The sequence below is a fragment of the Nonomuraea sp. NPDC049758 genome, from assembly GCF_040674635.1.
In the GTDB taxonomy this organism is placed as follows: domain Bacteria; phylum Actinomycetota; class Actinomycetes; order Streptosporangiales; family Streptosporangiaceae; genus Nonomuraea.
In genome coordinates, this window is record NZ_JBFAMZ010000001.1 from 628965 (window position 1) to 640003 (window position 11039).

The 11039-nt window shown below is 71.6% G+C and carries 11 protein-coding genes; 2 read left to right on the forward strand and 9 right to left on the reverse strand.

Going from position 1 to position 11039, the window contains the following annotated elements; all coding sequences use genetic code 11:
• Nucleotide 1: 1 nt before the first annotated feature.
• Genes AB0J46_RS02955 through AB0J46_RS02965 form a run of 3 tightly spaced genes read right to left on the reverse strand, consistent with a single transcriptional unit; the run spans nucleotide 2 to nucleotide 3460 of the window.
• Nucleotides 2-1021 carry a thiolase domain-containing protein gene (locus AB0J46_RS02955; RefSeq protein WP_364325583.1) on the reverse strand — a complete coding sequence of 340 codons (1020 nt, stop codon included), beginning with the start codon at nucleotides 1019-1021 and terminating at the stop codon, nucleotides 2-4.
• Nucleotides 1018-1920 carry an OB-fold domain-containing protein gene (locus AB0J46_RS02960; RefSeq protein ID WP_364325586.1) on the reverse strand — a complete coding sequence of 301 codons (903 nt, stop codon included), beginning with the start codon at nucleotides 1918-1920 and terminating at the stop codon, nucleotides 1018-1020. The genes AB0J46_RS02955 and AB0J46_RS02960 overlap by 4 nt, the downstream gene beginning before the upstream one ends.
• Entirely contained in the window at nucleotides 1910-3460 is a 1551-nt protein-coding gene (locus AB0J46_RS02965) for an acyl-CoA synthetase (RefSeq protein WP_364325589.1), read from the reverse strand. The genes AB0J46_RS02960 and AB0J46_RS02965 overlap by 11 nt, the downstream gene beginning before the upstream one ends.
• A gap of 126 nt (nucleotides 3461-3586) precedes the next feature.
• Between AB0J46_RS02965 and AB0J46_RS02970 the strand changes: the two genes are divergently transcribed.
• On the forward strand, nucleotides 3587-4396 hold the full coding sequence (locus AB0J46_RS02970; protein ID WP_358282870.1) for a crotonase/enoyl-CoA hydratase family protein: 810 nt from the start codon (nucleotides 3587-3589) through the stop codon (nucleotides 4394-4396).
• Nucleotides 4397-4501: 105 nt separating this feature from the next.
• Entirely contained in the window at nucleotides 4502-4975 is a 474-nt protein-coding gene (locus AB0J46_RS02975) for a carboxymuconolactone decarboxylase family protein (protein WP_364325592.1), read from the forward strand.
• Between the two features lie 49 nt (nucleotides 4976-5024).
• Here AB0J46_RS02975 and AB0J46_RS02980 read toward each other — a convergent pair whose 3' ends face one another.
• The 6 genes from AB0J46_RS02980 to AB0J46_RS03005 all read right to left on the reverse strand — a co-directional run bounded on the left by AB0J46_RS02980 (nucleotide 5025) and on the right by AB0J46_RS03005 (nucleotide 10925).
• Nucleotides 5025-5792, reverse strand: coding sequence for an arginase family protein (locus AB0J46_RS02980; RefSeq protein WP_364325594.1), 768 nt, complete (start codon nucleotides 5790-5792; stop codon nucleotides 5025-5027).
• A gap of 24 nt (nucleotides 5793-5816) precedes the next feature.
• Entirely contained in the window at nucleotides 5817-6923 is a 1107-nt protein-coding gene (locus tag AB0J46_RS02985) for a nitronate monooxygenase family protein (RefSeq protein ID WP_358282866.1), read from the reverse strand.
• A gap of 88 nt (nucleotides 6924-7011) precedes the next feature.
• Nucleotides 7012-7752 (reverse strand): SDR family NAD(P)-dependent oxidoreductase, encoded by a 741-nt coding sequence (locus AB0J46_RS02990; RefSeq protein WP_364325597.1) that lies wholly within the window; start codon nucleotides 7750-7752, stop codon nucleotides 7012-7014.
• Between the two features lie 52 nt (nucleotides 7753-7804).
• Entirely contained in the window at nucleotides 7805-9124 is a 1320-nt protein-coding gene (locus tag AB0J46_RS02995; protein WP_364325599.1) for an FAD-binding oxidoreductase, read from the reverse strand.
• Nucleotides 9121-10008 carry a decaprenyl-phosphate phosphoribosyltransferase gene (locus AB0J46_RS03000; protein WP_358282860.1) on the reverse strand — a complete coding sequence of 296 codons (888 nt, stop codon included), beginning with the start codon at nucleotides 10006-10008 and terminating at the stop codon, nucleotides 9121-9123. Before AB0J46_RS03000 ends, AB0J46_RS02995 begins: the two co-directional genes overlap by 4 nt.
• Nucleotides 10005-10925 carry a DUF3068 domain-containing protein gene (locus AB0J46_RS03005; protein ID WP_364325602.1) on the reverse strand — a complete coding sequence of 307 codons (921 nt, stop codon included), beginning with the start codon at nucleotides 10923-10925 and terminating at the stop codon, nucleotides 10005-10007. The genes AB0J46_RS03000 and AB0J46_RS03005 overlap by 4 nt, the downstream gene beginning before the upstream one ends.
• Nucleotides 10926-11039 lie beyond the last annotated feature (114 nt).

Below are 11039 nucleotides of genomic sequence, written 5' to 3' on the forward strand. Positions count from 1 at the left end.
TTCACGCCTCCAGGACCGTGACGAGGTTGTGCTGCAGGCAGGGGCCGCCGGCGGCGTGCCCGACGGTGCGGCTCGCGCCGCCGTCGAGGATGCGCCGCGCGGCCTCGCCGATGCGGATGAGCCCCGTGGCCATGACGGGGTTGGCGGCGAGCGGGCCGCCGGACGGGTTGATCAGCGTGTCGCCGCCCAGTTCGAGCGCCTCGCGCAGGATCAGCTCCTCGTGCGGGAACTGGGCGTGCAGCTCGGCCACCTCGACCGGGCCCTTGCCGACGCCGGCGGCTCGTGCGGCGTCGGCCGCGGAGGCCGACCTGGCCAGGTCCCGCATGCCCAGGTAGTGGGGCTCGATGCGGTGGGCGATGCCCTTGACGAACGCGGGGCGGCTGGTGAGCCGTCCGGCCAGTTCCGCCGTGGCCAGCACGATCGCCGCCGCGCCGTCCGTGACGGGCGGCACGTCCGTCTTCCTGAGGGGTTCGACCGCGACCTCCTCGCCGTCCGGTTCGGGCAGGTCGAGCGCGTACGGGTTGCTCCTGCCGTCCGCCCTGGACCTGCGGACGATCTCGTCGAGCTGTTTCCTGTCCGCGTCGAGCGCGTTCGCCTGGAGTGCGGCCAGGGAGAGCTGGTCGAGGCCGAGGGGTTCCAGGTAGTAGGGGTCGAGCTGGAGGGTCATGATGGTGCGCAGGTCGCCGAGCGACGACTTGCCGAAGCCGTAGACCAGGGCCGAGTCGATGTCACCGTGCTGGAGGCGGACCCACGCCTCGTACAGGGCCCAGGCGCCGTCCATCTCGACGTGGCTCTCGGAGACGGGCGGCCAGGCGCCGAGCGCGTCCAGGGCGCTGACGAACGAGAACGGCGCCCCGGCCAGGTAGTCGCAGCTCCCCGAGCAGGTGAAGCCGAACCGGGTCAGCCCGGTCCGCTCCTTGACCTCGCTGATCACGGGCAGGATCAGCTCGGGCTCGGTGAGCCCGGTGTCGTGGTCGGTGTGGACGGTCTGCGCGAACGCGACGATCGCGACCTCTCTCATGACAGCTCCACGTCGGGCTCGCCGGTGGGGGCGAACCAGCGTATGTTCGCCATGGACTTGCTCCGCTCCTGCTCGGGCACCCAGACGGCCCTGACCCGCATGCCCTGGCGCACCTCGTGTGCGGGTACGTCGCCGATCAGGGCGATCATGGGGATGTCGGCGTTGTCGAGCAGGATGTAGGCGGAGACGAACGGCACTTCCGGCGCGCGCGGATCCGGCAGGTTGTTGATGGCGAACGTGGTGATCGTCCCGGTGTCGGGGAGTTCGAGCGTCTCCGGGATGAGACCTCCGCACTGGGGGCAGGACATCCGGTACGGCACGTACACCTGGTCGCACTGCTCACAGCGTCCGCCGAGGAAGACGCCGCGCTCGACGCCCTCCAGGAAGACGCGGAGCGAGCCGCCCGCCTGGAGGCGGTACTCGGCCCGCACGTTGGACACGATCTTCGTGACCTCGGGCGCGAAGTGGGAGATGTCGGTGATGTGGCCCGTGGGCCGGTCGCGCCACACCGGCCAGACCCGGGAGCCCTTCGACAGCGCCTTGGGGCCGTCGGCGGCGACGGCGTGCACGAGCGCGGTGTCGGCGCCGTCCAGCAGGATCGTCGCCCAGGCGAAGGGCCGGTCGAGCGGGTGGTTCCGCAGGGGCTCGGGCACCCAGGCCCAGGAGGTCACCGTGCCGGCCGGGCCGACCTCGACGTACTCGGAGGTGACGGGGTCGCCGGTGGCGGGGTCGTATTCGAGGGGCGGCACGAGCACCTTGCCCTCGTTCGTGCGCACTCCGACGATGTGGCGGCCGCGCAACTCGGTGAGGAAGCGCCCGATCACCGGCCCGGTCGTGCGGGTGTAGCCGCCGGGGAACTCCAGGACGTGCTGGGCGACCAGCGGATCGTCAGATGGCACGGTCGTGACCCTCCCAGTACGGTGCGCGGAGCTTGCGCTTGAGCAGCTTGCCGTTGGGCTCGCGGGGCATCTCGGCGATGAAGTCGACGCTCTTGGGCCACTTCATCCGGGCCAGGCGGCCCTCCAGCGAGGCGATCAGCTCGGCCGCGAGCTCGGGACCCGGCGCGACGCCCGGCGCGGGCTCGACGACGGCCTTGATCTGCTCGCCCCAGTCGTCGTCCGGGATGCCGAACACGGCCACGTCGGCGACCTTGGGGTGGATCATGAGCTCGTTCTCGATCTCGGCCGGGTAGATGTTCGTCCCGCCAGAGATGATCATGTCGGCCTTGCGGTCGCAGAGGAAGAGGAAGCCGTCCTCGTCCAGGTATCCGATGTCGCCGACCGTGAAGTAGTCCTTGAGCCGGTTCGCGGCGGTCTTGTCGGGGTCGCCCTTGTACTCGAAGGGCACGCCCATCATCTTCATGTAGATCGTCCCGGGCGTGCCGGTCGGTACGGGTTCGCCCTCGTCGTCCGCGATCAGCAGCTCGCTGATCGGCCAGGCGGAGCCGACCGTGCCCGGATGCGCCTTCCAGCCCTCGGGCGTGGCCAGGGTGCCGCCGCCCTCGGTGGCCGCGTAGTACTCGTAGATGCAGTCGCCCCACCACTCGAACATCGCCCATTTGACCGGAACCGGGCAGGGGGCGGCGGCGTGGATCATCCACTTGAGCGAGGACAGGTCGTACTTGGCCCTGGTGGCCTCGGGGAGCGCGAGCAGGCGCTTGAAGTGCGTGGGGACCATGTGGGAGTTCGTGACGCGGTAGCGCTCGCACAGCCGGAGCGTCTCCTCGGCGTCCCATCTGTCCATGTAGACGAGGGTGTGGCCCATGTGCAGGGCGCTGCCGCCGAACTGGGTGACGGCGGTGTGGTAGCTGGGCGAGGTGACCAGGTGCGCGTTGGGCGGCCCGGCCGTGATGCCGAACAGGCCGAGCAGGAAGGTCATCAGCTCGGCGCCGTCGTCGGGGTCGAGGCCGCTCAGCGTGCGCCTGACGCCCTTGGGCCGGCCGGTGGTGCCCGAGGTGTAGTGCATGGTGGCGCCGGCCGTGCGGCCGGGCGGCGCGGTGTCCGGTTGTCCGGCGGTCAGCTCGGCCGCCGGGCGGAAGCCGTCCTGGCCGCCGTCCCCGAGGAGGAAGCGGCGGTGCGGCTCGATCGCCTCGGCTCCCCTGGCGCCCTCCTGGAGGAAGCGGGGGTGGACGAAGAACGCCTTGGCCTCGCTGTCGGACACGATGTAGCCGATCTCCGGACCGGTGAGGTGCCAGTTGATCGGCGTGTAGTACCAGCCGGCCTGGAGCGCGGCCAGGTAGAGGACGAGGCCGTCCGCGCCGTTCGGGACCAGGCCGCAGATTCCGTCGCCCGGCTCCAGGCCGAGCTCGCGTAACCCGTGGACGAGGCGGTTCGAACGGGCCAGGAGGTCACCCGCGCGGTGCTCCGTGCCGTCGGGGTCGACGGCCGCGATCCACTCGGGATCCGCCTGCGCCAGCCTCCAGAAACCGAGCGTGCCCATCTGATCTCCTCAGCTCAGGCGTAGCAAAACAGGAACTTGTTCTCGTTTGCTGTGGGGAGCGTATCCCGCGGGTAAAGTTCGTAGCAAGCGCTTGATTCAGTAGCTTCTGGGACTTGGGAGGCGTACATGGAGCTTCTGCCGATCAGCACCCCGCACTGCCGGGTGGAACGCGACGGCCACGTCCTGACCGTCACGATGAACCGGCCGGAGGCCCGCAACGCCCTCTCCTCGGACATGCTGATCGGGCTGGCCTCGGCGTGGGCGTACGCGTCGGCCGAGCCCTCGATCCGGGTCGCGATCCTGACCGGGGCGGAGGGCACGTTCTGCGCCGGGGCCGACCTCAAGGCCATGGGCCAACCCTCGACCGATCCAGAGGTTCAAGCAAGAGCCGCCCAGATCCCGAATTTTCACTGGAAAGGGCTTTTAAGGGAGGACTTGCCGACAAAGCCCATCATCAGCGCTGTCGAGGGATACGCAGTCGCCGGCGGCACGGAGCTCCTGGTCGGGACGGACCTCAGAGTGGTGGCGGAATCGGCCACCCTGGGGCTGTTCGAGGCCAAACGCGCACTCTTCCCCATGGGCGGCTGCGCGGTCCGGCTGCCCCGCCAGATCCCGTACTGCCACGCCATGGACCTGCTGCTCACCGGCCGTTCCGTGACCGCCGCCGAGGCCCTGGCGATGGGGCTGGTCAACCGGGTCGTGCCGGACGGGCGGGCGCTGGAGACGGCCCGGGAACTGGCAGCCGACATCGCCGGTTCCGGTCCGCTGGCGGTCCAGGCCATTCTGCGGACGTACCGGGACACCCTGGGCATGCCGGAGCCCGAGGCCCTGAAGGTGTCGGACGAGCTGGGCTGGCCGGTGATCGGCTCGGAGGACGCCAAGGAGGGCACCCGGGCCTTCCGCGAGAAGCGCCCGGCCCGCTACGAAGGCCGCTGACCACTCCCCGTAAGGAGAGACGCACGTCACATCCGTTCCTGTCACATCCCGTCCGGCTGCCCCGTCCGAGAGGTGGAAGCAGTCGACGACGACAAGGAGCGCGTCATGGAAGCCCGTCTCAACCTCTTCGAGAACCAGGTCGCGGCCAAGGTCATGAAGCACCTCATCGGCACCAACAAGGTCATCATGGACTCGGGCCTGCCCCACACCACGCAGGAGCTGGTGAAGATCCGGGCCAGCCAGATCAACGGCTGCGGCTTCTGCACCGACATGCACACCAAGGACGCCGCGCACGCCGGTGAGACCCCGATCCGGCTCAACCTGGTCGCCGCCTGGCGCGAGGCCAAGGTGTTCACCGAGGCCGAGCGGGCCGCGCTGGAGCTGGCCGAGCAGGGCACCCGCATCGCCGACGGCGCCGGCGGCGTCCCGGACGAGGTCTGGGCGAACGCCGCCAAGCACTACGACGAGGAGCAGCTCGGGGCGCTGGTGTGCCTGATCGCCCTGATCAACACCTTCAACCGGGTGAACGTCATCATCCAGCAGCCCGCGGGCGACTACGTGCCCGGTATGTTCGGCTGACCGAGAGCCGAGGGAGCGCTGTCGAAGAACCACGGCCTGCGGGAAGGAGTCAGTCCCGCAGGCCGTCGAGGACCGTCGTCACCAGGTGCTCGCGGACGCCGCCGGGGTCGTCCCGGCCCGGATGCCACGTGCAGGCGAGGTTGAGCGCGGCGAGCCGGCCGCTGTCCAGCACCACCCGCACGGCCCGCAGCAGGGCCGGGACGTCCGGCCCGCCGGCCGCCGGGTAGCGCAGGCCGGGCAGGCGGGACGGGTCGAGGACGTCCAGGTCGAGGTTGAGCAGCAGCGGACCGGGAGGCAGGGTCTCGGGCGTCACCTCGTCGAGGCTCGACCGGGTCACGCCCGAGGACGCCAGGTAGCCGGCCTCGGGCGGGTCGAGGTCGCGGGCGTCGACGAGCAGCACGCGCTCCTCCGGCGGCGGGCGCAGGGCCAGGCGGTCGGCCACGTCGCGGGAGCGGTAGCCGAGCAGGAAGCGCAGCGCCATGCCGCCCAGGTAGCCGGACGTGGTCGTCTCCAGCGTCTGGAGGTCGCCGTGGGCGTCGATCCAGACGATCGAGGGGTCGAGCCCGGCCCGTTGCAGGCCCGCCGTCATGCCGATCGACACCGTGCAGTCGCCGGAGACCACGACCGGCCGCTCCCCCGCCCGCACGGTCCGCTCGACGGTGGTGGCGACGGCGTCGTAGAGCCGCCCGAGGCGGGACCAGACGTCCTGGCCGGGCAGCTCCACGGTGAATTCGGCGACGGGCACGCCGTCGGGCAGCGGCACGTTGAGATCGGGCTGGTGCTCATCGAGGTGGTACGGCACGTACAAGACCGGCACGTCCCCACGGTAACAGCCGGGCGATCAGTCCCGGGTGATGCGATCGAGGCGTTCCAGGGCCTCCGCGTACTCCTCCACGAGCCCGAACACCACGTCCTTCGTCGAGCGCACCTGGTTGGTCAGGCCGATGACCTGCCCGGCGGGGAACGTGGCCAGCTCCGAGGCGTCCGAGCGGCCGATCCGGCGCAGGGCGTCCGAGACGAGCATGAACTGCAGCGGCATCGGCAGCGTGCCCGGCGACTCCTGCGACTCCCACGCCTCGGTCCACTCGTTCCTGAGCAGGCGGGCGGGCTTGCCGGTCCAGCTCCGGGAGCGCACGGTGTCGCGCGAGGTGGCCTCCAGGATGCGGCGTTTCGCCATCTCGGGGGTGTCGGCCTCCTCGACGGTGAGCCAGAGTGAGCCGGTCCAGACGCCCTCCGCGCCCAGCGCCATGCCGGCCGCCATCTGCCGGCCGTTCCCGATGCCGCCCGCCGCCAGGACGGGGACGTCCACGGCGTCCACCACCTGCGGGATGAGCACCATGGTCGAGATCTCGCCGGTGTGGCCGCCGGCCTCGGTGCCCTGGGCGACGACGACGTCCACGCCGACCTCGACCTGCTTGAGCGCGTGCCGCGGGGTCGAGGCGAGGGCGGCGACCTTGACGCCGTGCCGGTGGGCGAGCTCCACGACGTCGGCCGGGGGCGGCCCGAGGGCGTTGGCCAGCAGGGCGATGGGATGGCGGAGCGCGACCTCGACCTGGGGGCGCGCGGTGGCGTCGGTCCAGCCGAGCAGCACCCGGCCGGGGTCGGCGTCGGACGACAGGGGCGGCACGCCGTGCCTGCCCAGCAGGTTCTCGACGAACGCGCGGTGCCCCTCGGGGATCATCGCCTGCAGGCGGCCGACCAGCTCCTCGGGGGCGAAGTCGGCGCCCTCGTAGGAGGCGGGCATGACCACGTCCACGCCGTACGGTCTGCCGTCGACGTGGTCGTCGATCCACTTGAGCTCCATCTCGAGCTCTTCCGGGGTGAAGTAGAGCGCGCCGAGCACTCCCATGCCGCCCGCGCGGCTGACCGCGGCGACCACGTCCCTGCAGTGGCTGAAGGCGAAGATCGGGAGCTCGATTCCGAACATGTCCGTGACCCGTGTCCGCATGGCCCGACGATAAGCCGCGCCACAGCCGAACTGCAACGTGTTCTACTCTAGAACCTTTCGTCGGTAAGCTTCCGGCTTGGAACGCGTTCTAGCGCGGCAGCCGCCGCCAGAGCGGCCGCGGCAGCAGGCGCAGCAGGCCGAACGCCGTGCCGAGCGCCCGCGGCACCCACACGGACGACGCGCCCTCGCGCAGCGCGCGCACGGTGGCCAGGGCCACCTGGCGGGGCGTCGAGGACAGCGGCGCCGGGGGCAGGCCCTTCGTCATCCGGCCGATCACGAAACCCGGCCGGACGATCAGCACGCGCGCGCCCGACCCGTGCAGCGCGTCGCCGAGCCCCTGCGCGAACCCGTCGAGCCCGGCCTTGGCCGAGCCGTAGACGAAGTTGGCCCTGCGCACCCGGGCCCCGGCGACCGACGAGAGCACCACGAGGGTGCCGTGCCCCTGCTCGCGCAGGACCCTGGCGGCGTGCAGGTCCACGGAGACGTGGCCGCCGTAGTTGACCGCGACGGCCTCGGCGGCGGCGGCCGGGTCGGCGTCGTAGTCGTCCTGGCTGCCGAGCACGCCGAACGCGGAGATCACCACGTCGAGGTCGCCCACCAGCTCCACGGCCCCGGCCAGGACGGCCGCGTGCGACCCCACGTCCAGCGCGTCGAACGGCAGGACGTGCACCTCGGCGGCGAGGTCCGCCGGCGGCGTGAGCTCGCCCCTGGCGGCCAGCACGACCCTGGTCGCGCCCAGCCCGACCAGCAGCCGGACGATCTCCAGGCCGATCTCGCTCCGCCCGCCCAGCAGCAGCACGCTGTCCACGGCCCCGAGCGCGTTCCTCACGACGCCTCCCGCCCCGCAGCGGCGGCCGCTCGGCTCGCGTCAGAAGTGGTGGTCACAGTCGTAGTCTCCTGGACAGGTCCGAGCGGAACAGGCCCTCCGGGTCGGCCTCGTCCCTGATGCTCCGCCATCGTTCCAGTTCGGGGTACATCGACGCCATCATGTCGGCGCGCAGCCGGGCGTCCTTGGCCAGGTACACCCGTCCTCCGGCCTGCGCGACGCGCTCGTCGAAGCCGCGCAGGAGCCCGCTCAGGCCGCGCCGACCGGCCGGGATGTCCAGGGCCAGGGTCCAGCCGGGCACGGGGAAGGACAGGAACCCGCCCGAACCGGGACCGAACCGCTTGAGCACGGTCAGGAACGACACCGTCCCGTGCGCCGACAACGACCCGACGATGCCGCGCAACGTCTCCTCCGCGCCGAACGGCACCACGAACTGGTACTGCACGAAGCCGCGCGGGCCGTACATGCGGTTCCAGCCCTCGACGAAGTCGAGCGGGTGGAAGAACGGCGCGATGCCCTGCGTGACGGTCGCGTTCCGCGGCGCCCTGCGGTACCAGAGCTCGTTGAAGGCGCGCACGCTGAGCCCGTTGAGCAGCCCGTCCGGCGCCCACGGCGGCGCGTGCAGCCGGGCGCGCGGCGCGAAGACCGGTGGCGCCTTGTCCCCGTCGCGCGGCGCGTGGTCGCCCCTGGTCAGGACGCTGCGGCCCATCCGGCGGCCGCGGGCCAGCAGGTCGATCCAGGCCACCGTGTAGCGGTAGCGGTCGTCGGTGCGGGCCATGACGTCGAGCGTCTCGTCGAGGTCGGCGGTGCGCCGTACGTCCACCCGCATCAGGGACGACTCGACGGGCACGCACCCGAACGTCGCCTCGGCCACCACCCCGGTCAGGCCCATGCCGCCGACGGTCGCCCGGAAGAGCGGATCGCCGGGGCGCAGCACCCTGGCGGCGCCGTCGGCGGTCACCAGGGTGAGCGAGCGCACGTGCGCGCCGAAGGAGGAGTCGCGGTGGTGGTTCTTGCCGTGCACGTCGGCCGCGACGGCCCCGCCGACCGTGACGTGCCTGGTCCCGGGGCTCACGGGCACGAACCAGCCGCGGGGCACCAGCGCCGTCATCACCTCGTGCAGGCTGACCCCGCCCGCCGCGGTCACGACGCCGGTGCGCTCGTCGAAGCTCCAGGCGTCCAGGCCGGTGCAGTCGAGGACGAGGCCGCCGGCGTTCTGGGCGGCGTCGCCGTACGAGCGGCCGAGCCCGCGGGCGACGACACCGCGGCCCGGCGCGGCCACGACCAGGTCGCGCAGCTCGTCCAGGGAGCGCGGGCGGCGCAGCACGGCGGGGGTGGGCGAGGTGCGGCCCCAGCCGGTGAGGAACGTGCTCACGCGTAGATCCCGAGCCCCACCAGGACGACCAGCGCGGCGGCGAAGACGAGGGTGGGCCGGTCGCGGATCACCAGTTCCTCGGGCTCCTCGCCGCCGCCTCGCTCGACCAGCAGGTTGTGCCGGAGCACCAGGAGCAGGAACGGGACGATGCTGAGCCCGTAGAACACGTTCTCGTGCGCGTTCAGCGCCCACAGGCAGTACGTGACGATCATCGCCCCGGACGCCATGATCCGCACGTGCGTCAGGTACGCGGCCGGGTAGGCGGCCAGCGTGGCCCGCGTCCCCGACACGCCCCGCGACCGCAGCTCGGCCTCGCGCTTGCCGGCCACCAGCTGCAGCGCGGCCAGCGAGACGACCACCAGGAACCAGCCGGTCACCGGCACCCCGACGGCGACGGCTCCGGCGTAGGCCCTGATCACGTGGCATCCGGCGACCGCGATGAGGTCCACGACCTCCTGGTGCTTGAGCCAGGTCGTGTAGGCCAGGGTCAGGGCGACGTACCCGGCGACGACCGCGGGCGACTGCCAGCCGCCGGTGAGCGCGGCGACCGCGGGCGCGAGGACCAGCAGGACGACGCCCGCCACCCGGGCCGTGCGCACCGACACCGCGCCGGAGGCGACGGCCCGGCGGCGCTTGCGCGGGTGCAGCCGGTCGGCCTCCACGTCGGAGGCGTCGTTCAGCAGGTAGGAGCCGCTGGCGGCCAGGCAGAAGGCGGCCAGGACGAGCAGCGCCGCGAGCAGGCGGCCCGGCTGCCCGAGCACCCCGGCCGCCATGGGGGCGGCCAGGACGAGCAGGTTCTTCAGCCACTGACGCGGCCGGGCCGCCCTGACCAGGGCCAGCGCGGGCGCGGGCGACCAGGGCCGGGCGACCACGCCCTGGCTCATGCGGACCGGCGGCCGCGCAGGGCGAGCAGCAGGCCGCCCAGGAGCAGGACGACCCCGACCACGCCGAGCACGACCGGCAGCGTGGTCCTGATCAGGTTGATCTGGCTCTTGCCCTCGGCGGCGCTGTCGACCAGGCCCTTGACCGTGTCGTCGGTCATCTTGGCGGTGGCCACGAACGCCTTGGAGCGCTCGATGCCGTCCTGGCTCTTGAGCACCTCGTTGCGCACCTGCTCCTGCTTGACGGGCGCGCCGGTGGTGGGCTCGATCCAGTAGGTGACGGTGCCGGAGTAGAACCGGTTCAGCTGCACGTCGCCCGAGGTGCCCATGCCGAACCAGGCGGCGGGCGCGTTCAGCGTCTGCGTCCTGGTCTCGGGGACGGTCTGCTCGAACTTGTACGTGGCCAGCCCGTTGACCTGCTCCTCGCCGACGAACCTGGCGTCGAACGCCTTGCCCGCGCTGGCGTTGAAGACCTGGTAGGTCTTCTTCTCCACGTCGAACGGGAACTTGTAGATCTGGCCCTGGAGCTGCACCGGGGCTTTGTCGATGCTGGCGCCGCAGCAGTTGAGGCCGACGCCGGAGCGCTTGTCGAAGGCGCTGCGCCGCTCGCTGAAGTTGATGCCCGGCTTGCTGTTGGTGACGTCGTTGACGGCGGTGAACTCGTCCCAGACGACGCGGTCGTCGTTGGCCTCCTTCACGTCGCCGCGGGTGGTGACGATGATGTCGAGGTCGGCGGTCAGCACCTTGCCGTCCGGGATGCTGAAGTACTGGGCGCCCGTCGCGTGCAGCTTGCTGATGCTGTACTGGTCGCCCTTGGCGGCCATGAAGGCGGGCGCGACCTGGAGACGCACCAGGGGAGCCAGAACGATGAGGAATGCCCCGACGGCGATGAGGACGCTGCCAACGACGACCCGGTTCATGGACCCTCCATGTGCGCAGGTGCACTGACGCCTGTTTGGGTGGTTAAGTACTGAAACGAACTACCTACTCGCCGGTATGTTATTGCGACGAGTGACCGACGTCACCAGGGATGC